Origin of the sequence: Streptomyces durocortorensis (assembly GCF_031760065.1) — a bacterium.
Lineage (GTDB): Bacteria > Actinomycetota > Actinomycetes > Streptomycetales > Streptomycetaceae > Streptomyces.
In genome coordinates this window covers 5,311,037-5,332,918 of the sequence record NZ_CP134500.1, presented here as the reverse complement: position 1 = coordinate 5,332,918, position 21,882 = coordinate 5,311,037, and the positions used below count along the sequence as shown (strand labels likewise).

Annotated in this window: 10 protein-coding genes; 2 read left to right on the top strand and 8 right to left on the bottom strand. The window is 70.2% G+C overall.

Annotation, left to right across the window (positions count from 1 at the left end):
* Positions 1–93 precede the first annotated feature (93 nt).
* From RI138_RS23725 to RI138_RS23695, 7 genes are all read right to left on the bottom strand, one after another.
* The gene (locus tag RI138_RS23725) at positions 94–1,206 is read right to left on the bottom strand and encodes a tyrosine-type recombinase/integrase (protein WP_311121536.1); all 1,113 of its coding nucleotides are present in this window, start codon (positions 1,204–1,206) and stop codon (positions 94–96) included.
* Positions 1,207–1,766: 560 nt separating this feature from the next.
* Positions 1,767–4,052: a UvrD-helicase domain-containing protein gene (locus tag RI138_RS23720; RefSeq protein WP_311121535.1), complete on the bottom strand. Its 2,286-nt coding sequence runs from the start codon at positions 4,050–4,052 to the stop codon at positions 1,767–1,769.
* Positions 4,049–10,870 (bottom strand): DEAD/DEAH box helicase, encoded by a 6,822-nt coding sequence (locus tag RI138_RS23715; RefSeq protein ID WP_311121534.1) that lies wholly within the window; start codon positions 10,868–10,870, stop codon positions 4,049–4,051. Before RI138_RS23715 ends, RI138_RS23720 begins: the two co-directional genes overlap by 4 nt.
* Positions 10,871–10,967: 97 nt before the next feature.
* Positions 10,968–11,909: a hypothetical protein gene (locus tag RI138_RS23710; protein ID WP_311121533.1), complete on the bottom strand. Its 942-nt coding sequence runs from the start codon at positions 11,907–11,909 to the stop codon at positions 10,968–10,970.
* A gap of 55 nt (positions 11,910–11,964) precedes the next feature.
* Entirely contained in the window at positions 11,965–13,155 is a 1,191-nt protein-coding gene (locus RI138_RS23705) for an AAA family ATPase (protein WP_019763858.1), read from the bottom strand.
* Complete coding sequence (locus RI138_RS23700; protein ID WP_311121532.1) at positions 13,152–14,447, bottom strand: DUF262 domain-containing protein; 1,296 nt, start codon at positions 14,445–14,447, stop codon at positions 13,152–13,154. The genes RI138_RS23705 and RI138_RS23700 overlap by 4 nt, the downstream gene beginning before the upstream one ends.
* Positions 14,448–14,568: 121 nt before the next feature.
* Positions 14,569–15,015, bottom strand: a complete 447-nt coding sequence (locus RI138_RS23695; protein ID WP_311121531.1) for an ATP-binding protein — start codon at positions 15,013–15,015, stop codon at positions 14,569–14,571.
* Positions 15,016–15,226: 211 nt separating this feature from the next.
* Between RI138_RS23695 and RI138_RS23690 the strand changes: the two genes are divergently transcribed.
* The gene (locus RI138_RS23690; RefSeq protein WP_311121530.1) at positions 15,227–16,090 is read left to right on the top strand and encodes a helix-turn-helix domain-containing protein; all 864 of its coding nucleotides are present in this window, start codon (positions 15,227–15,229) and stop codon (positions 16,088–16,090) included.
* On the top strand, positions 16,087–16,272 hold the full coding sequence (locus RI138_RS23685; protein ID WP_311121529.1) for a DUF397 domain-containing protein: 186 nt from the start codon (positions 16,087–16,089) through the stop codon (positions 16,270–16,272). Before RI138_RS23690 ends, RI138_RS23685 begins: the two co-directional genes overlap by 4 nt.
* A 50-nt stretch (positions 16,273–16,322) precedes the next feature.
* Here the strand turns inward: RI138_RS23685 and RI138_RS23680 are convergent, their stop codons facing one another.
* Entirely contained in the window at positions 16,323–21,881 is a 5,559-nt protein-coding gene (locus RI138_RS23680; protein ID WP_311121528.1) for a DNA methyltransferase family protein, read from the bottom strand.
* Position 21,882: the final 1 nt, after the last annotated feature.

Below are 21,882 nucleotides of genomic sequence, written 5' to 3'. Positions count from 1 at the left end.
GCGACGACGATAGTTTGCGTGCACGGAGCAGCGACTGCGGAGCGTGACAGATCTTTACAGTCGGCAAATCCAGCGAGCGGACCTGCTACACAACTACGCATATTCGTTCAAAAGGTTTTCGATGCGCTGGTTCGAAATCGCAGTCCGGCCGTACAGGCACTTGGCGTACCTGTTCATCAGCACTTCAACGCTGTTGCCCGCACGTTGGGCGACCTCAGTGGGGTCAACGCCCGCGTTCAGCCAGGTCGACAACGCGGAGTGGCGCAAGTCGTAGGGCCGGGCCGCAAGAGGGCTCTGCACCAGGTCGGGTGGTAGGGCGAGGAGGCGCGCAGGGCGCCAAACACGGCTGTAGGTGCCGGCCGCGACGATGCCACCACGTTCGTTGAAGAACAGGCGCCCGTCGTCCGCGATGCCGAACGTGTCGATGCTCTCCCGCCACAAGCGGACGAGCTCAGGTGGCAGCGGGACCGGCCGGGTGTCGCCGCCCGGGCGGTTCTTCAAGCCTCGCTCGTCGTGGACCCGGCCGGTATCGGTCCACCGGGCGCCCGCTTGCGGGAGGGTTCGGTGCAAGGTGACCTCGCCCCAGCCGTGACCGGGAAGAAGGCAGTCCTGACGGCACACTGCAACGGCCTCGGCCGGGCGCAGCCCTGCGTAGTACATGCCTGCGAACAGTCCGACTAGCCGCCGCCCACGTGCGCGGTTGAAGCACCCGATGTAGGAAACCGCGCTCAGCAGGGCACGGGCCTGGGCAGGGTTGGCGACAACCCGCGGGTCAACTTGATCGACAGTCTCCGCTACACGCCATTGAATCGGCGCAAGTGGATCTGCTTCCAGCTTGCGCTGCTCTACGGCGTAGTGCACCGCGTGGACCAAGACCTTGTGCTTGCGCCGCTGTGTCTCAGCGGCTGCGACCGCGCCATCCTGCTTCAAGCGGAGGGCGGCGAGGACAGCGCGCATTACGGCCGGATCCAGCAGGTCAGCCAGCGGGCGGGAAGCTCCTGCCACCCACTGGAGAGCCTGGCGGACGTCAGCCGGCACGGCAGCGGGCTCGGGCCGAGGAACGACGAAGGCCCAGCCCCTCATCGCCCGCCGCAACAGCTGATCGCCGGGCCGGCCTCGTACGTCCCGCAGCATCGCCTGGGTGATCGCACACAGTGCCTCGTTCGTCTCGCCCCGGGTCTTCGCCGCGACCAGCGGCCAGCGCATGTCCAGATACTCCAGCGCGAAGTCGTACCAACTGACTTCAGCTGTGCTTGCCCTTTCTGCACCGCCAACCGCGCCTATTCTGCGCGTCCGGCTTTCGCCGACCGGGCGGCCCGCCTCCGCCAGTACGGCTGCGAGCTCATCGGCGAGTTCGCTGACGACCCGCGCCCTCAGCCCGCCACGGCTCGTCTCAGACGGCCGAGCTACTCTATTCCATGCGGACTGCGTTCCCCGCGAAACCATTGGTAGAGCCTCGCTTCGGTGCCTCCTCATAACGTCCACCGCCTTCCCTCTGGGTAAACACACAGCCCAGCTCGGTTGATGGCGCACCCTGGAAAGCCCTTCTTGGGCTACTGAGTTTAAATTGCAGAGTCGCGAGGGCTGAGACGAGTAGGTAACCTCCAAGCGGTTGATCAACATGCCTCGCGCCTCCTCCAGATCCACTAAAAGGGCGGCGAAAACGCTGCGCGTTACGGTCCGATGCTATGGCAGCACTTTGCCGGGCAGCGGCAGCCAGGCTTTCCCTCGTGCCGCCGCACCCAGCAGGCCGGATGGCTCCTCTTTTAACCCTTCGTGAGAAGAGGTGCGAGAAATCGGCTCGGCTCGCCATGCCAGGTAATGGCGAGCGCGTCCCGAGCACGGGTCGCCGCGACGAAGAGCAGCGACCGGGCCCGGTGCAGCTCACGCTGGTGACGGCTCGGATCTGTGTGTTCCCACAAATCTACGGAGGCCCGGGGCACGAGCCCCTCCGACGCTCCGGCGATGATCAGGCAGCGATACTCCAGTCCCTTGAAGCGGTACATGGTGCCGATGTGCACGCCTTGGTCACCACGAGGGCCGTCCTGGGTGATCTCGGACGGGGTGATGCCGGCGCGTGCCAGGCGGTCGGCGAGCTGGGTGACCATCTCGTTGGTCGGGACACAGATCGCCGTGGACTCCCGGGGCACGTCGTGCCAGGCGCGCAACTGCTCCACGACGAGATCCATCTCCTTGTCCCAGCTCGGTGCCCCGTGCAACGACGGTTCCGTACCGTGCAGGACGGAGCGGTATCCGGCGAGCGTGTCGGCGTCACCGTCCAGGTCGTCGTAGTCGGCGCCGCCGAGGACCCGGATGGCGTCGCGCAGGATCTCTCGGGTCGTGCGGTAGCTGAGGGTCAACCTGGAGGACCGGCCCCGGATGTGCACACCGAGACTGCCGAGGGTGACCTGGTTGTCGTAGATCCGCTGATGAGTGTCTCCGACCAGGAAGATGTCATCCGCATCGGATGGCGCCATAGCTCGCAGCATCTTCCAGTGGGCGGCACTGAGGTCTTGTGCCTCGTCGACCACGATGTGCCGGTACCGATAGCGCAGCCAGGCGCCGGAGCCGGCCTCGGCGTGGAGGTTGTCCAGGCCCCCCCGCTCCTCGCGTGCCTCCGCGCGCTGGTCGATCCGGGTCTTGCGGGCCATTTCCAGGCGAGCGGCCCGCTCCGCGATCTGGCGGTGGGTCTCCAGGCCCTTGGTCTCCAGGCGCTGGGCGAAGCGTTCGGCAAGCTGCCAGATCCCGGCGCGTTCGGAGCGGGTTACGCTACGGCCCCGGCCCGCACGACGCGCGGTGAAGTAGTCGCTCCGGTTGGACACGGCCTGCCCCAGGATGACCTGGTTCCACTCGTCGCTGAGGAATTCGGCGTTCCAGCGCGTCTGCCCCGTCTCCACGAGCAGTTCCCGCCACTCACGAAGGGCAGCCGCGTCGTCGATCCGGCGCTTCGTGTTGCCCGGGTCGGCCTCGCTGACGATACGCGTGGCGAGCTGGTCGACATGGGCGATGTCGACTCGCGCCAGAACGTCGGGCCCGCCGAGGGAGAGCAGCCGGGCCCTCAGCTCTGCGGCGAGGTTGCGGTTGAAGGTGGTGAGGAGCACGGGCTTCGTGTGGCCGGGCGGAAGTTGTCGCACCAGATGGCGGACGCGATGGAGAGCGACGATCGTCTTCCCCGTACCCGGGCCGCCGCCGACCCGGGCGGGGCCGGAGTAGCGCCGCCGGACCAGCTTCTCCTGGGTGGGGTGGAGGAAGACCTTCCAGCGGCCGAAGTCACCCTCCTCCAGGATGCTCTGGAGGGATTCGTCGTCGGTGATCACCACGGTCTGGGAGCGGTCGACGGCTGCCTGCCAGTCGTCGGAGTCGAGGTTCTGCTCCGGTTCGGCCACGGCGACGGGCGCGGTCACCTGTTCCATGACCTCTTCGTACGGAACGCCGTCCCGCAACCGGAGGAGGACCTCCCCGGTGTGACGGGGGGCGTACTCGGCGAGGCCCAGCAGTTCGTCGTCGGTCGTGAGTTTCCGGACGATCGGAAGGAGGGGCTGGGTGACGCCGAGGTCCACGAGCTGCTGGTCGGTGTACACGCCGAAGAGCGGCTCCTCGTCCGGCCGTGTCTCCGCGGGTGGACCGGAAGGGGCCGAGGGGGACGGTGCGGGGGTGGTGGGCGGTGTGAGGCCGCGGCGCAGCACGCTCTCTTCGACGACCTGGAGATCGACGTACTCGATGGCACCGGTGATGTGGTTGATGCCGTAGTTGAAGCGTTCGAGGTTCTTGTGGACGTGTCCCCGGTGTTTGACGGCGACGAGGAGCCAGTCGTCACCGCTCAGGCGGATCATCAGTGCGCGCCACTCCCGGTTGACGCGCGCCGACCAGAGGCGGTCGTGGCCTTCCAGCTGTTTGAGGTCGAATCCGCCGGCGTGCGGGTTGCGGCGGAAGTCGTGCTGGAACTTGTAGAACGCCCCCAGGACCGCCCGGTCCAGTTTGACGATCTCCTTGTCCGCCTTGTCCAGCAGGCGCAGGGTCACACCCGTTCTGGGCGTGCTGTGGACCGTCATGGCTGGTTCTCCCCCTGGTCGTTCGTGGTCGTGTCGGCGTCGCCGCGCACGAGTGCGGCGAGTTCGTCCGCGTTCCATTCCTGCGCGGTACGGACCTGCCAGCCCGCGGCGCGGTAGGCCCCGTCCCGCTGTTCGGCATCGATGTCCCGTCCGCTGACGGGGTCCGGACGGTGGGCCAGGACGACCCCCACCCTCCGGTCGGGCCAGGCCAGTTCGGCGGGCCAGGCCGCTGGCCCCAGCTCGTGGCCCGCCTCGGGTACGGGTACGCCCCCGTCGGCGAGCGCGTGGGCGAGTGCGTCCAGCCCGGGGTCCTCGACCAGCAGCTCGATCACCTCGTCCCAGGCGGGGTCGCGGACGGGCGGGACACCGTCCGTGCCGGCCGTCTTCTCCTGTGGACCTGCCGGTGCACGGCGCCCGTCCGCGGCCGGCTCGGGTGCGTCCGGTGCGGGCTGGTGCGCACGCAGTTGGGAGGTGAGCCATCCGGCTCCGCCGGTGACCGCCAGCTCGGCCGGGTCGAACCCGGACAGCATCCCGGTCGTCAGCTGGACCCCCTCGCCCTCCCCCCCGTCGAGGAACTGGAGCAGGTTGCTCCAGTAGAGCCAAGCTTGCCAGCGTCTGCGGTGGGCGGCCTCGTCCGCGTCGATCGTGCCGGGAGCGTCGTCGAGGACGGTCAGCGCGGTCCAGGCCGCCCCTCTCTGCCCGCGGCGCAGGTCGAGCGCGATGGTGAGCGGGCATCCTGAGCTGTCCCGGGTCGCCATGACCTGGACGGCTCCCTTCCCCGCCGCCAACCGCCGCCCGTTCAGCGCTTCGTAGATCCTGCGTCCGGTCTCGACGCCGTCGGCCAGGGCCCTGCTGGTGGAGGAGACGGCCGCGAAGCCGGCGAGGGCACTCTGTACGCGCAGCCGCCAGGCATCCGGGTCCGGGTCGGTGAGGTACCCGATGAGCGTCTCGACGGGGTTGACCCACACCAGGCGCGTCAGATCACGGGTGTCCCCCTCGTGCATGCGCCGGTGGACGTCCATGGCGGTCTTTTGGGCAGTGTTCGGGTACGGCTTCCACACGGGATCGGCCCCCGGGGCCGTACGCCCCGTCCACGCCTGTACGTCGTCCCAGGTGAGCTGGAAGACCTGCCAGCCCTCGGCTCGCAACCGGGTGCGCTTCACCGCGTCGGCCTCGGCGGTGAGGTGCCCGGGACCCGCGTGATAGCGGTAGCCGTCCAGGTAGACGGCGACCCTGCGGTCGTCGTCGGTGCTGCGGAAGACCACGTCGGGCCGGGTGAAGCCGAGCGGAGTCTGGGTCTCCATCTGCCAGCCCCGGACGGTCCCGTCGGGTGCGGTGAAGCGCAGGGTGGTGTCCCGGGTGCCGTCGGCGGCGAGCGCGCTGCGGACGCTGACCTCGTCCACACGGTCGGCCCATTCGAGCAGACCACGCCGGAAGAGGGCCTCCAGCTCACTCTCCACCTGGTGCACGAGGGTGATGTCGCGGGTGGTGGCCACCTGCACGGTGCTCCAGCGGTCGGCCCCACGGCCGAACAGCTCACCGAGCATGTCGAGGGCGTGCTCGCGGCTCACGAGCTCGTACTCGGCGTCGGTCACGTGCCGGAGCAGACACCGGTGGCAGGCGGGACGGCCCTGCCCCACGCAGACGCAGGTCTCGATCACCTGTCGCGCATGGTCCAGGACGCCCTTCAGCCCGTCCCGCCCGGCCAGGCGGTGCAGGTATCCGGTACCGCCGGGCAGAGTGTCGTACAGGACGAGGAAGTGGCGGCGGAGCGGGCTCTCGCCCCCGTCCTCGGGCATGGAGTCGGTGACGACCGCGAGATGGTCGGGGTCTCCGCCGTAGCTGCGGGCGATCCCGGCCAGGAGGAGGGCTTTGAAGGACGCCAGCCGCTCCTGGGTGTAGGCGGTGACGGCGGGAATGAGGAGGCGCAGCGCGTCGGTGCGCAGCTCGTGGGCGAGCAGCACCCGCTCGCCTCGCCGTGCGGCGTCGTCGGCCGCTCGCCGCCGGGGGCACCAGGGCCGGTGGTATTTGGCGTGGGCCGACGTGTCGCCGGGGTCGTGGGCGGTGGGGCCGCCGTCCGGGTCGGCGAACCCGCACGCGTCGCAGACCCAGAACGGGTTGAGCCGCACCTCCCTTCCGGCGAAGTGCGTGTCCGCGCCGCCGTCCACGCGGGTGGCTCCGACGTTGATGTGGCGGATGCCTGCCTGACGGGTGAACTCCCAGCCGAAGGTGGCGTGTTCGTGCTTCCACGCCTCTTCGATGTCATGTGTGTCGATGTCGACGGCCGAGACGACGGAGTAGTGCCGTCGCTCCCGTTCGTCGGTATCGTCGCGGACGCGGACGTCGTCGCGCTCGTCACGGGAGGTGACGCGGCGGGGCACGAGGACCTTGTGCAGGCAGCCGATGTCCCCGATGGCGGCCGACCGGCAGCGGGGGCAGGGCGCGGCGTCCTGCTCGGCCCGGTGGGTGCGGACGTGACCGCAGTCGGGGCAGACGCGCCACCAGAGCCAGGCGGGACGTCCGGGGCTGCCGATGTCGAGTCCGGTGACGCGGTGCTTGTACCCCTGCACGTAGTAGTGGTTGCCGGGGGCGAACTCGGAGAGGGCGAGGCGCGCGGGGCGGCTGTGCCGCAGGGTCTTGCTGTGGTGCGTGCGTGTGCCGTCGGGGCCCTTCTCCGTCCAGGTGAGCGTGGCCTCCAGCTCGGTGGGCGAGTCGATCAGGCTGTAGTTCGGGAGCAGGCCGAGGTCGACCAGGGCCCCGTGCGCGGTGGTGCGGCTGATCTCGCGGGAGAGGCGTGCCACGTCCCGGCGCTCGGCCCGCAGCTCGCGTCCCTGCCGCTCGTGGTCGGGGTCGCCGGCGACGAGCAGCCCGTGGGCTCGGTCGATGGCCTCGGTACGGCGCTGGAGTTCGGCGCGCCGGTCCTCCCACCGTCGGCGGGCCGTGTCCAGGGCGGCACCCAGCCCGTCCTCGCCGGCGTCGGTCGCGTAGGTGACGAGGGCGGCCCGGGCCTGCGGGCTGACACCGGTGCCGCGGTTCTCGTCGTAGGGCGGGAACAGGTCCAGGAAGCCCTGGACGAGCCGGTTTCCGGCGGCGAGTGCCGCTTCGGCGAACTCGGCCTGCCAGGCGGAGGTCCCGAAGAGGTCGGTGGCACGTCCGGGAAGGGGCCTCAGGGGCGTCCCGTCGGGCGAGACCAGCCGTCCGGCGCCCGCGAGGTCGAGGAGGTGGGCCAGGTACTGGCGGCGGAGGATCTCGGCGGCGGAGAGGTAGCAGCCGGGCGGCAGCACCTCTCCGGCGATCATGAGCCGGGGGTCTTCCAGGTAGTAGCGGTCACGTGGGCCGCGGTCGACCATGGTGAGCAGGTAGGCGTTGCCGGTGGACCGTCCGGCGCGGCCCACACGCTGGATGTAGTTGGCCGGGCCCTTCGGCAGCGAGGCGAGGACGACGGCCGACAGGTCGCCGATGTCGATGCCGAGTTCGAGCGTGGGGGTGCAGGACAGCACCTGCGGGTTGGCGTAGTGGACGCGGGTGCCCTCCCGGAACGCCTTCTCCACCGCCTCCCGCCTGGCGCGGCTGAGCGTGCCGGTGTGCTCGGCGGTGTTGATGGTGAAGACCCCGGCCTCGCGGTACATGCGGCGGTAGAAGTCGTCGGAGAAGTCCCGCTGCCGCAGTCCGCTGTCCAGGTCGCGCCCGGTGCCGAGGGTTCCGCCGCACCGGTAGCGGGGGCAGGGCTGCCCGTGCCACTGGTCGGCGAGGTCGGGGTGGACGGTCTGCTCCCAGAAGCACCGGGGGCAGTGCGCGGTGGCGTCGGGCAGCGTGTCGTCGGCGAGGGCCCGGACCTGGATGTGGCCGGGCTGGAGTCCGTAGACGCGGGTGGTGCCGTCGAGGGCCGTCCGCGCGGAGACGACGCCGGCGTCGGCGAGCGCGGGCAGGAGGCGTGTCAGGAAGAGGCCGGCCGCTTCGGGGCGCAGCCCGAGGGAGCGCACGGCCCAGTCCTGGTACCAGCCGAGCCGGCCGGTCAGGACGTCGAAGTCCTCGCTGCCCTGCTTGGGGGTGCCGAGCAGGAAGGCGGGGGCGGAGACGCCTCGGGGGAAGGCCGGCATCCCGGTCTCGCGACCGCCCCAGATCGCCCATCTGCGTACTCCCGCCTGGGCCAGCCAGGGGTCCAGCCAGGCGTGCCGGACCGCTCCGCGGATACGCATCCGCTCCAGCAGGCCCCGCACGAAGCCGGTGTACCTCTCGGGTCCGGGCGCGGAGCCGTCGGGCAGCGCGATGTCACCCGGGGTGGTCAGGAGTGTCTCCCGTACGATGTCCGCCACCGCGTCGGGGTCCGGCAGCGGTACGTCGGCGGCGATGGTGCGGGTGAGTTCCAGGGTGCGGCCCTGCCGGGAGCGGAGGCCGAACTCCATGACGGTGGCGAACGCCAGGCGCTGGGCGATCAGCTCCCAGGTGGCCCGGGAGCCGCGGCTGCGTCCGGAGAGCAGCGTGTCCACCCCGCGGACGAGGTGGAGGTCCGGTGGGATGACGGCGGCCTGGACGGCCTTGCTGTCGACGACGTCCGCGATCAGGTCGGCGGCGAGGTCGTTCAGGGCGACCGGTTCGTCCTCGCCGATACGGCTGGCGAGCAGCGCCCGCAGCGAGAAGGTGTAGGAGCGGCTGGCGACGTACCCGGCGCGGTGGGCGGCGTCCTGCACGGAGTCGTTGAAGAGGAGCGTCTTGTCCTCTCCCAGGCTCTTGTCCAGTTCGCCGCCGGTGAAGAGCTGGGTGACGGAGGCGGCGGCGAGCGCGGCGAGGCCGGTACCGAGGTAGCGGATGGAGTTGAAGGTCCGGCAGGCGGGGCACTGGTCGCGTTCGGCCGCCCGGTCGCCGTCGAGGTCGGTGTGGACGAAGGCGGCGTTGTGCAGGGGTACCGGCCGGCGGGCTGCCTCGCCGTCGGCGGGCGCGGTGAAGTCGGCTTCGGGTGACAGAGGGCGCAGCCGCCCGCCGGTGCCTTCCAGGACCATGACGGCGGGCCCGCCGCGCCTGCGGTCCGCCCCGGCCCCGAAAGCCGCCTCGTACACCTCGCGCGGGGTCGCGGCGATCATGTTGCGCACCCGGCGCTTGTCGCGGCCGACGGAGGCCCGGCGGATCTTGGTGGCGTTCAGGTCGAGGTGGGCGGGGTCGACCTCGGGCGAGTAGGCGGCCCAGCCGGAGCGTCCGCACTCGCGGCAGAAGACGGCCGGCAGGAAGACCTCGGCGGGCGGCGGTGCGCTGTCGTCGGCCGGTACGGCTCCCTCCCCCACGGCGTCGCGCGGCAGGGCGGGCTTCTCCCCGTCGTACGGGGACGGACCGGCGCCGGAGGTCTGTCCCGCGCGGGCCAGCGCGCCGCCGGAGGTGACCCGTTCGTCGTCCCAGCGGAACTCGGCGCGGGCCCCGCTGATGCCGCGCAGCACCCGGGAGACGGAGCGCACCCAGTGGTGGATCTCGATGGAGAGCAGGGGCCGCCCGGGGTTCTCGGGGTCCCGGGCGTACGAGAGGAGGGCGAGGTAGCGGGCGAGCGCCCTGGCCGCGAGGGCCGGCCGCCGCTGCACCGCGACGCCCCAGTGGTAGGCGTACCGGGGCAGGATCTCGGTGATCTCGGCGAGGGTCCTGGGAGTGCCGTCGAGGATCTCCAGCACGGCGGAGGTGAGCCGGTGGCGGCGCAAAACGCCCCCGAGCTCCTCGGGGGTGGGTCCGGCCAGGCCGGTGAACGCGGCGACGAGGTCGTCCATGGCTCCCGGGTCGCGGGTGGGGTCGCCCAGCACGTCGACCTCCTCGGGCGAGGGGAACGGCAGGGTGAAGTCGCTCTCACCGGTGAAGTCCCGCGCCAAGCGCCGGTCCTCGCCCACGACCGCGTCGGCGGGGAACGGTACGCCGAAGACCTGCTCGGCGACCTCCAGCATGCCGGGCCGCCCGGCCTCCCTCCGCCCGGTGCGCACGCCGCTGTCGCCGGACCCGCTCTCGCCGAGGGTGGCCGAGGTCGCGACCGGGCAGACGGACCCCAGCGGCCGCCCCGGCTCCGCGAGCCTGGTGACCGAGCCGAGGCGGCGCAGCAGCATGGCGACATCGGTGCCCTGTGCTCCGTCGTAGGTGTGGAACTCGTCGAGCACGACGTAGGCGAGCGGGGATTCCTGCCACAGCCGCTGGTCCTCGGGCCGCTGGAGGAGCAGGTCGAGCATCTTGTAGTTGGTGATCAGGATGTCGGGCCGGGTGCGGCGGATCTCGTCCCGGTCGACGGCGATGTGGGGATTGGCCTGCTTGAACTCCTGGGACGGCCGGTCGCCGATATAGAGCCCGGCCGTCACGCCCGCCTCGCGCAGCCGGGTGTCCTTCGGATCGCCGAGGCGTTCGCCGATGCGGTGGGCCTGGTCGGTGGCGAGGGCGTTCATGGGGTAGAGCAGGATCGCCTTGACGCCGTCCCGGCCTGCCTCGCGTTCGCGGCGGCAGTGGTCGAGGACCGGGATCAGGAACGACTCGGTCTTGCCCGATCCGGTGCCGGTGGTGACGAGGGTGGGCGCTGCGGGGCTGTGCAGGGTGGAGAGCCGCTCCCAGGCGCGCTCCTGGTGCCGGTGCGGGGTGAAGCCCTGGGGCCACCAGTCGAGGTGCCGCTGCCAGTCGTCGCTCTCGGCGCTCCGGAAGGGGGTGCGGACGCGGAGGTAGGGGCCTCGGAAGATGCCGTCCTCGGCGTCACCGAGGAACCCCTCCAGGGCCCGACGGGTCGACTCGTCGGCCAGCGCGTACGTCGTCGCGAGGTACTGGCTCAGGCTGGCCCGTACCTGGTCGGCGGCGAGGGTGGGACGCACGCGCGGGTCCTCCTTGGTGCGGATGGAAGCAGACCGGCCGAGGATGCCCGGCCATCGGCCTACGGTAACCGGGCGGCGACGCGAGCCTGCTCCCGCCTCACACGTCGAGCTTGCGCCCCGCGTACGCGATACGGAGGGTGCGCTCCTCGTGGAGCAGCCGGAAGTGCATCCGGCCCGGCTTCGGGAGGAAGTCGCAGTGCCAGTCGAAGAGGTGGTTCTTGCCGTCGGCGTCGGGGAACCAGCACAGCCTTCGGCGCGACTCGAACTCTGTGCGTACGTAGGACCGCCACTGCGGTGCGATGGGCTGCCGGGCAGGGTCCCAGTCGCTAACGGCGTCCTGGAGCTCCCCGAGCCGCTCCCCCACGGGCCGCACCCACACCTCGGCCAGCTCGGCGAAGTGCTGCTCGGCGAGAGGGGTGAACTGGAGGGTCGGGAAGAGTTCCGGACAGCGTGCCCATAGTTCGGTACCCGACCGCAGGCTCTCGACGGCCTTCTGCCGTGCGGAGTTCGCCCCGCGCCGGATCCATGGAAGGTGGGTGGCGACGTGCTCGCGTCGGGCGGCGTGCACCACGTCGACCTCGGTGACGGCCGATCCGCCGTCCTCGTCGTCGACCAGTTCCTCCCGTACGAGCGTGAGCAGGTCGGTGTCCCAGCGGGAGTCGACCGGAAGCGAGATGCCGAGTCCCCCGGTGAGGTGCGCGGCCCCGAGACCTTCCACGGCGTCGCCGTCGTGCCGGTACTCGACGTCCGCGTGGGTCTCCCCCTCCGGGAACGCCTCCCGGAGCGGCCACTTGGACTGGAGGATGGCCAGCCGCTGCCACAGGTCCTTGGTACCCGGAGACCCGATCCACTTCTGGATCGCGTGGCCCTGGGCAAGCTGCAACGCGGTCACCGGCTCCCCGGAGACGAGCAGGGTTCCCGCCCGGTCCTCCCTGGCCACCGCCAGGACCGCACGGACCATGTCGGTCATGGCCCGGTTGACCCGGTCCGGGTCGGCCTTCGTCCCACAGGACTTCTCGTTCAGAAACAGCTGCGGCATGTCTCCCCCTCCGCCACGATGTCGGTGCGCCTCGCCCCGCCCTCCCCGGCGGGCATCAGCCGATGAGCTGGTCGAGCGTGTTCTCCAGCTCGTCGAAGAAGCCCGGGGGCCACTGGTCGAGCATGCCGTCCGCGTCCACCCGCGGGCTGACGAAGTCCACGCCCGTGCCGTCCCCCCGGAAGTAGTGGAACACCGCCTGCTCGGGAGTGATCCGTCCCTGCTTGACGGCCAGGCGTACCCCGTTGATCACGTGGTCGCTGTGACTTTCCATGATCACCTGCGCGCCCTGCGCGGCGGCCGAGGCGGCGAGCGTGGCCATCTGGGTCTGGCCCTGCGGGTGCAGGTGCGCCTCCGGGTTCTCCAGGAGGATCAGGGCACCGCGGCGGGCACTCAGACAGGCGACGACGATGGGCAGGACGTAGGTGAGGCCGAACCCGACGTTGCCGGGGCGACGGCGCTTGGTGGCGCCGAGCGTGCCGCGGAAGCCGTACGAGAGGCTCACGGCGTCGGTGCCCTTGATGGCGTCGGCCTGGATGTCGACTCCGGGGCAGAGGTCGCCCATCCAGGCGGCGGCCTGGTCGATCAGCAGATCGGAGGCGGCCTTGGGGTGGCGCAGCGGCCCCTCGGGGACCGGATCCTCACGGTGGTGGCGGAGGTAGTTGACGGTGTGCTCACCGCGTACGCCGAGGAAGCCGCGGCCGATGGCCGCCTGGTGGTCGCGCGGGTAGAACTCGGCCGGTGAGATGCGGTCGGCGTGAAGGTACTGGAAGGGGGCGGTGAGGAACGCCGGGGTCACCGCCTCGGGGCCGGCCGGTCGCTCCCGTTCGCCCTCGGAAGTGTCCGGGAGGTCCGCGTCGGCCAGCGGCAGAAGGTTCTGCTCGGCCTCGTACGCGGCGGTCCACCCATAGTGGTACGCACCCTCGTCGACGGCGAGGCCGATCCGGGGCTCGTCCTCCGTGAAATCCTCGTGGAGGACGTCCTCGCCGGTGCCGAGCCCGACGAGTTCGCCGTTGAGGAGGAATCCCCGGCCCGCCACGTTCGTACGGCGTCCGGCTCGCCTCTCCTCGGCCGTGAGCGCGGAGAGCACCAGGTCGCCGGACTCGTAGGACTGGCGCAGGAGCCCGATGGACTGGAGCACGCTGCTCTTGCCGGAGGAATTGAGACCGGTGAGAAGCGTGAGCGGGCCGAGCGGAAGCTCCGCATGCTGGAACGCCTTGTAGTTGTGCAGCGTCAAACGGTCGATCACGGTGCGGCTACCCCCCGGAACAGTCGTGCCACTTCTTGGAATCGGGTGCGGATTCTCGCCGGGCTCCCGGTCCCCACCGAGATCGACCGGTCGAAGTCCCAGTCGCCCAGGAGCCGGAAGAACTGGTCGTGCACCGTCGGACGCGACGCTACCAGCCGGGCCCGCTCGTCATCATCGAGAAGGGCGAGCTGGACGGAGATCGTCTCGAACAGGGCCTTGTTGATGACGGGCGAGCTGCGCTCGCCTCCCTGCCACTTCCGGAAGGCGTGCTCGCCGAACAGCTCCCAGGCGCACTGCATGGCGGTCCGGAACTCCCGCGCCAGCTGATCCCGTCGCTCGTCGGACAGGGCGTTGATCCGGTACATGGAGTCGATGAGGAACTTGTTGAAGTCGGTCTCGGAGTGCTGGGACGGGTTGGTCAGGCGGAAGGCGAGGAAGCGCAGCACCATCTCGCGGTCGGCCATCCGGGCGTCGGAGACGCTCCACCGGGTGGCCTCCCCGAACGACGGTTCCTCGGCCAGGTCCGCGAGGAACGTCCGGACCTCCCCCCCCACCAGGGCGTGCCGGAGCTCCTGCGGCGTGAGCGGCATACCGCCGGTGTTGATCCTGGTGAAGACGTTGTACTTGACCTTCTCCGGGGTGCCCTGCTGCATGATGTGGACGGTGAGCTGGGTCTCACGCAGCCGGATCCTCATCCGTCCCGTGAGGTCCTGGTAGGTGCTGCCCGCGAGCTGCCACAGGTAGTCCATGCCGCGCAGGGTGAGGGGTTCCAGGCCGGTGATCTCCGGCTCCATGAACCGGGCGATGGCGGTGAGCCGCTGGACGCCGTCCACCACGGCCCACTTGTCCTCGTCGCCCTGGGCCATATGGAAGTTGGAGATCGGGATGCGCAGCAGCAGGGATTCGATCAGGCGGCTCTGCGCACGGTCGCTCCAGATGCCGGAGCGGCGCTGGAAGTCCGGCGCGAGGTCGATCATGCCCTCCCGCAGCCGGGAGAGCAGCAGGTCCACGGTCGTGGTCTCGGTGTGGATCCGGATGTTGTCGGGCCGGAACGGGGCGGAGGCGTCATCGGCGTCCCGGTGGGCGCCGTGCTCCTCCCCTTCCTCGTCGGCGGGAAGCTCCAGCTCGACGCCGGTCGGACGGCCGTCCGATCCGATCTCGATCGGCGGTCCGAGCGGCAGGAGCAGCGAGTCCGGCTGGTCGATGTCCTCGGCCATGGCGTAGCCCCGGGTTCCCAGGGTCCGACCGCTCTCGACGCCGGCCCGCTTACCGCCGCCCTCGTCCACCGCCATGGCACCCGCAGCCCTCTGTCCGCCGCCACCGCCCTGTGCCGTGCCGTCCCCGGCCCAGCCTAGCGAGGGGGCCGGAGAGTGTCAGCTCGACCGCCCGACGTCCGTCCACAGCGGTCGGCAATCAGCACTCGGTCCGAATCATTGAGCCCGTCCGGGCCGTCGCCCCTTCGAGGTCCAGCTCGACGACGACGGTCTTGCCGACGGGAAACCGGTCCAGGACCTCCCAGCGGTCCGCGAGCGCTTCGACCAGCAGCATCCCCCGGCCGGTCTCGGCGAGCGCACCGGGGGCGGGCGGGGGCACGCCCGGGGAGGGCGGACGGCTCTCGCCCCGAGCGTCGGAGACCTCGACGCGCAGGGTCACGCGGAGGAGCCTGAGGCAGACCTCGAAGTCGCGGCCGGGAATGCGTCCGTGCGTGACGGCGTTCGCGGCGAGTTCGGCGACGAGCAGCGCGGCGGTGTCGGACGCGTCGCCGCCGTACGGCAGCCCCCAGGCGTCCAACTGCTGGAGGGCGAGCCTGCGGGCGAGCCGGGCGCCGCGCGGGGTGGAGCGGAAACGCTGGGTGAACACACGTACGGTAACGGAATCCGTCTGTGTCACGGTGGGGGGCTGGTGCTGTCATAGGCCCAAGATCCCGCTTGGTACGGCGGGTTCACCAGGTCCGAGGCACGTACGCGGCGGCAGCGTACGCGCTGTTCGATGGACAGTACGCGTCACGGTACGTGACGATGACGGGCGTCGGAAGCGGTCCGGCGGTGGGCGGTACGGAAGGTGTCCTGCGATGGCCGGTGAGTACACGGACTGGGGTACGGGAGCGTCGGGCGGCGGGGAACCCGAGGTGTCGGACAGTGTGCGCACCTTCGGCGCGTTCGTCCAGGCTTTACGCGAACACGCGGGCCTGAGCCGGGAGGAGTTCGGCACGCTGGTCGGCTTCTCGAAGCACGCGGTCGCCTCGGTCGAACAGGGCCGGCGGATGCCGGACATCGACTTCGTCGAGGGGGCCGAACCCCACCTCGGCAACACGGGCGCACTGCGCGCGGCGGCGCCCCATCTGTCGCGGAAGCCGGGCCTGGCGAGCTGGTTCCGGCAGTGGGCCCGGCTGGAGGCGTCGGCGATCAGCCTGTACACGTACGAATGCCGGGTGGTGCCGGGCCTGTTGCAGACGGAGGCGTACGCACGAGCCGTCTCCCTGAACGTCCCGCCACTGCCGGACCCGGCGGAGCTGGAGCAGCGGATCGCGGCGCGGCTGGCCCGGCAGGAACTCCTGGCGGTAACGCGGAAACCGCCGACGGCGTTCAGCTTCATCGTGGAGCAGGCGGTGCTGGAGCGGTGCACGGGCGGGAAGGACGTGACGCGGGAACTGCTGGACCACTTGGTGGAGTTGGTGGAGCGGAACTGGAACGTGGAGTTGCAGGTGATGCCTACGGTGAGGGTGAGCCATGCGGGCATGGACGGTCCCATGCAGCTGGCTGAGACACCCGACAACCGATGGTTCGCCTACTCCGAGGGCCAGCAGAACGGGCGGTTGATCACGCACGCCAAGGAGATCAGTCTCCTGCACCAGCGGTATGCGAAACTGCGCTCGCAGGCTCTGACCCCCGAGGAATCGCTGAGCCTGCTGAAGCGATTGCGAGGAGCGCTATGAGCACGTCCGACCTGGCTTGGTTCAAGAGCAGTTACAGCGGTTCGCAGGGTGACAGCTGCGTGGAGGTGGCGCAGGGCACCCAGGCGGTCCACGTCCGGGACTCCAAGGACCTGCGGAGCCCCGAACTCGCCCTCTCCCCCGCCGCCTGGGACGACTTCGTCACGTACGCCGCACAGAGCTAAGCCTCACACTGTGCCCCGCACCGGAGTTATCCGGTGCGGGGCACAGCCGTTCATGAGGCGGGCGGCGTCCACTTCCCCTGGTCGATGGCGTCCTGGAGACGCGCGGAGAAGTACGCGTGTGCCTCGCGCATCTCTTCCTCGCGGTTGGCCTTGTAGAAGGGGGCGGTGTAGCCCTCGGGGGGCTCGGACCGTTCCTTGTTCTGGTAGGCGAGGAAGTGCTCGTAGTGCTCTTTGGTCTGGCCGTGGCCGTGGGCGTACGGGTCCTGCGCCAGCTGCCGCCCCCTGGCGTCGAACCACATGCGATCCTCGCGGTCCGCGAGGATCGCGTATCGCGCCTTGTGGATGGCGATGAGTTCGTCCGCGCTCATCCCGAGCCATACCGCCACTAGGGCATCGATCTCCACAAGGGCTGCGCGGCGCTCGTACTCGGTACGGAGTGGAGTGCCGTACGCCCAGGTTCGCTGGAGCCCGCCTGCGAGTGGCGCCAGGTCAGGCCAGGCCACAGCCCAGTTCTCGTAGCCCGGCCACGTCATGTCGTACAGCTCAGTCCAGAGCGGCGCGTAGGCGTTTGTGAGGCAGTTCAGCCGAAGTGTGCGGAGGAGTAGGGGCCCAGACAGAGGGTGGGCGGGGTCGGCATAGGGCATCTTGTGGGCCTCTGCTACCTGAAGATCCGACCTTCCAGTGATGCGAAGCAGGTAGTCGAGAGGCAACGAAGCCCAGAAACCAGCATTAAGCGCACTGGTCCGATTGTCCCCTAGAGCCATCGACTGCACGGTGTGCACGTGTGCCGGACCAGGCGGCACAACGCACGCGAAGAGACTCCGCTCGGTATTGAACGGGATCATTCGCCGCCACGCGAGCCGGTAGAAATGAGTGTAGGGCCGGAAGAACCACAGGCGCTGGCGCAGTAGCTCCCGCTGCTCGCCCTCATTCAACTCCAGCTCTTCCTCTGTCAGCACATCGCTGCGTGTAGCCCACTCCTCCGCGCTCGGCTGCCACTCGGCCTTCAACCGCGAGCGGTCCAACCAGCGAGTCTGTCCGCGTTCGTACTCCCTGAATGAGAGCGCCTCAGGGCGGATGTAGTTTGTCCGTGGTACAGCATCCGCCGGAAGAGCTACCAAGTCGAAGCTGACCCAGTCATGATTTCCCCGGCATGGCACTTTGGGCTGCTTGCCGATCGGAGTGCAAATACCAAAATGTGGCCCCTGAAGCACCAGCTCGGACAGCGAGTCGGGCTGGGACGTAGACCAGAGAATGAACCCATCCTTTTTGGCATTCGTTTCGTTGTAGCCTGGGCTGACAGGCGGCTTCAGCTGACCGATTCGCACGCCGACAGCCGAAAGAGCTTCAATCGCACCCTGCTCCTGAGTAGTGGTCGGCTGCAGCAGCGCAACCTGAGACACAGGAACATCCATGTCTCCTGTCAGCCGTCGCCATTCAGTCAACACAAATTCGTTGATCTCAATGACTCGTGCCTGATGCGGACGCAGGTCCCAGGTTCCAGCATGCCTCATGCCAGGTACCTCACCCTTGCCATCATGGAGCAGCGATGCCGTCAGGGGCTCGACACCATACAGGCGGCTTAGGTTGTCGAAACGGATCGCCTCTTGATATGCACCATAGATGTGCACACCAAACTCGGTGTTTCTGCTCGCCTCGAAGGCCCAGTTACCAACGTTGACGAACCCTGCGTGCAGCCGCAAATGCCGGTAGGCCGCGCCGCGGAGCCGCCCGTCTCTTACCCCTCCGAAATGGGTGTCCGGATGGATCAGGCCCGCCATGCCGTCCTGGCCAAGATTGCTCCATACCCGGCTCATGAAGGCTCGATACAGATCTGGGCGAGTCCCGGCGAGCACGGAGTACGCTGCAGGTGAACCCAACACTCCCGATACCCCGCAGACCGCAGCGAGCTCACGCAGGTAGTACCTGAGTGCCCCTCCGTCTCCCAGCAACAACGCTTTCTTTTCCCGCCGCTCTGTCGCCGCGGGCTGTTCGGCGAGCATGAACCACGGATCAAGCTCTGCCAGCACCTGGTTTTCAAGCCACTCCGGCCGCACCCAAGGCGGGTTCCCCACCTGAAGGTCGAACCCGCCCGCCGCCCCCCGGAACACATGCGCGAAGTGCAGCTCCCAGTGGAAGAAGCCGTGGCCGTCCTCCGCCCTTATGTCCTTCTCCGTCGTGCCCGCGATGTCCTCGACCGTGTTCAGCCACGGGTAGCGGAACGGGAGCAGCGCCGCCGACCGCATGCCGAGGAAGCCCTCCAGGCGGTCCTCCACATCGGCCAGCAGCTCCAGCGCATCGTCCGGGCTGAGCTTCTCGATGCCCGAGAGCAGGGACTCCTCCGGCATGTCTGACGTACCGAGAACGGCCTCCAGGAACTCCAGCCAGTCGGCGAAGCTCTGGAGCGGCACCACCTGGCGCTCCGGCGGGCGGGCGGAGCGGGCCGACCTTCTGGCCGCCGGAGTCTTCCGTACGCCCCCGTCCGAGGAGGCCAGCGCCTCGCCCAGCTCGTCCTGCTCCCCGTCCGGGTCGTCGAACAGTCCGGCCGTCCGCCACAGCTGGTCCCCCGGCGCCGGGCCGGACGCGGGATCGCCCGGAGCCACCGAAGCCGCCTGCTCCGGTGCGGCGGCCTCCGTCCCCACCCCCGGGACCACCGCCCCACCCACAAGGGCGCCCCCCGTGCCGTACACCGGATCGCCGCCGTCGAGTTCGCCGACCCGGTCCAGCGGCCAGAACCACAGCGCGCACCAGGCGTCCATGACCGTCTTCAGCCGCCAGTACGGGGTGCCGTGGCGGGTCAGGTCGTCCAGGACCTTCTGCTTGTCCTCGGCCTCGGTGGACTGGTTTAGCCAGTCGGCGCCCCAGACGTCGACGCGGCGGGCGACCGCCCGTTCGGAGAGTTCCAGCCGGGTCGCGACCAGGGACCACAGGAACTCGGCCCGCCGGGCCACGCCTTGGAGGCGGCCCAGCTCGGTCTTGTCGGCCGCCTTGCGCCACCGCTCGTACCGCTTGCTCCGGGCCTCGTCGGTCTCGTCGCCGCGCTCCTGGAACGGCTTCGGGCCCTTGGGGGCCTTCTGGATGCCTTTGCGCCAGCGGCCGAGCGCCTTGGCCTCGTCCTCGGCGAGCTTCTTGGCCTCCGGTTCGGCGGCGACCGCGCCCCAGCCGACGGCGGGCAGCAGGAACTGGTGCACCGCTCCCTCGGGGAGGGGGCCGTCGCGGAACGGCAGGTCCGTGGGGGGCAGGGGGTTCTTCTTCGCCAGCCAGCCGCCGCCCGTGAGGGTGTCGGCCTGGTAGACCTTGCGGCCCGCGCCGATGAGGGAGTTGCCGCGCCGCAGGTGGAGGCCGAACCAGGGGGCCCGCATGCCGGGGTGCATGGAGTTGAGCCAGAGGGAGACCTCGGCCAGTTCCACGGCCGTGGCGTTGAGGTCCACGCCGTAGGCGTTGTGGAGGGCGACGTACGCCTTGGTCTTCTGGAGCTCGATCTGCCGGAGTTCGGGGTCCACCTTGCGGCCCAGCTCGCGTTCGCGGCGGCGCAGGTACTCGGCGGCGACCTGGTCGATGGCCTCGTTGAGGAACGCTCCGGAGCCGAGGGCCGGTTCGCAGATCTTCCACTCCAGGAGTTCCCTGGCCGGGGTGGTGGTGCCGTCCTGGTCCAGGCGGTGCCTGAGGGCCAGTTCAACGGTGACCTCGGTGAGGGACTTCGGGGTGTAGTAGGAGGCGGAGGTCTGGCGGTCGCGGCCGGCCAGCCGGTAGACGAAGGAGCCCCGGGGGTGGGCCACCCGCTCCCGGCGGCCGGTCTCCTCGTCGGTGCGCTTGACGAAGACGGCGTCGTCGTAGTCCTGGGCGCGGGAGGCGGGGACCATCCAGCTGCCGTTGGAGGGGTCGCCGCCCTTGGCGACCTCGTACAGCTCCTCCTCGGCGATGAAGCCGGTGTAGGACATCAGGCCCTCGTACACGGCGCCGAGCTGGTTGATGCCGAGCTGGGCGTACGAGATGAAACCGCCGCGCTCCCTGCCCCGGCCCTTGGTGAGCATGAGGCGGCGCAGCACCTTGTGCAGGGTCTCGTTGCGCAGCCGGGTGTCCAGGAAGGGGCGGCGGCCGTCCGTACCGCCCTCCTCGTACGCCGGGTTCTCGATCTGGTCGTCCGAGATGAGGCGGACGGCCTTCTTGGCGAACAGTTCGGAGCGCAGTGCCTCGAAGCGCAGGCCCGCGCCGGTGGAGCGCGCGGCGGCGCGACGGGCGCGGTCGGCCTCGCGGATGCGGTCGGTGTACTCGGCCTCGGTGATCGTGCCGGCGGCGAGCAGCTTCGCGGCCTCGCCCTCGGCCTTCGTCGCCTCGCGCGCCGCCTCCTCCGCCGCGAGGTCCTCGGGCTCGGTGCCGTAGCGGCGGTGGCCGTTCTCGACCTTCTCGAAGAGCAGGTCGAGCGACTCGTACAGGTGGAAGCCGCGCCGGGAGCGCTCGCCGACCAGGTCCCGCAGGACGAGGTCCCCGAGGCGCTGGAGGCCGTACCCCTGCTCGTACTCCGGGTAGTCGGAGGGCAGGATGCCGAGGGCGGGGCTGGCCTCCGCGTACAGGAGGAACAGGATGCGGTAGAGGTAGCGCAGCGACTCGCGGCTGAGTTCCTTGGCGAGCCGGGCCGGGTCGTCCAGGTCGGCGGGGGCGACGCCGTTCTCCGGTTCGCGCAGGCGGTCCAAGACCTCGTTGGCGATCCACTCGACGCTCAGCCGCAGGCCCTCCCGCAGTTCGGTGGAGACGCCGACGGCGTGTTTGCCCGAGCGGTCGAGGAAGGCGGCGAGCGGGGCGGTGCCGCCTTCGGCGGGGGCGCGCAGCGAGTCGGAGCCGAAGAGGGCGGCCAGGGTGTCGAGTTCGCCGCCGTGGCGGTCGTCGCGGCGGTGCAGGGCGGCGTCGAGGTCGGCGGCGAGGTAGCGGCCCTCGGGCCAGGCGAGGCGGTCGGCGAGGACGATCACCCCGCCGACGAGCAGGAGGACGTGGCGCGGGGGTGTGTCGCAGGTGAAGAGGAAGTCGGTGAGGGCCTTGGCGTCCGTGAGGTCGGGGGCCGAGGTCTCCGTCCGCACCGGGTGGAGCAGGCGGCCCGCGCCGTCCGGGTCCAGGGCCGCGTCGGATTCGGTGGTCCAGCCGCAGCCGACCGCGTACAGGCCGGGTTCGGCGTGGAGGACCTGGATGTCGTAGGCGCGGTCGGCGCTGTGGACGGTGACGGTCTGCTCGTGGGCGTCCGTGTACCCGAGGGCGCGGAGGGTTTCCAGGTGGCTCTCGGTGTACCGCTTGCGCCACCCCTCGGGCGCGAGCGCGGCGGGCTCGGTGAGCGCGGCGGCGTCCTGGGCGAGCGCGGCGCGGCCCGCGAAGTAGGGGCCGTGCAGGACCCGCAGCCCCTCCCGGGGGGTGCGGGCGCGCGGCGGTACGGCGTCACGGTCGAGGCCCTCGCGGGCGGCCTCGGCCACCGCGTCGGCGTGGCGTCGCCGTTCGGCCTCCTCGAAGGCCGCCCAGCGGGTGAGGAGGCCGTCCTTCGCCTTCAGGTCCTTGGGGAGGACTTCGGCGAGGTAGTGCGGCGAGAGGTAGTCGCCGTGGTTGACGAGGGAGTCGTACGTCACG

Coding starts and splice junctions, on each gene's coding strand:
- RI138_RS23725 (WP_311121536.1), bottom strand. CDS start 1,206: ATGCGCTGGCCGCTGGTCGCGGCGAAGACCCGGGGCGAGACGAACGAG.
- RI138_RS23720 (WP_311121535.1), bottom strand. CDS start 4,052: ATGACGGTCCACAGCACGCCCAGAACGGGTGTGACCCTGCGCCTGCTG.
- RI138_RS23710 (WP_311121533.1), bottom strand. CDS start 11,909: ATGCCGCAGCTGTTTCTGAACGAGAAGTCCTGTGGGACGAAGGCCGAC.
- RI138_RS23700 (WP_311121532.1), bottom strand. CDS start 14,447: ATGGCGGTGGACGAGGGCGGCGGTAAGCGGGCCGGCGTCGAGAGCGGT.
- RI138_RS23690 (WP_311121530.1), top strand. CDS start 15,227: ATGGCCGGTGAGTACACGGACTGGGGTACGGGAGCGTCGGGCGGCGGG.
- RI138_RS23685 (WP_311121529.1), top strand. CDS start 16,087: ATGAGCACGTCCGACCTGGCTTGGTTCAAGAGCAGTTACAGCGGTTCG.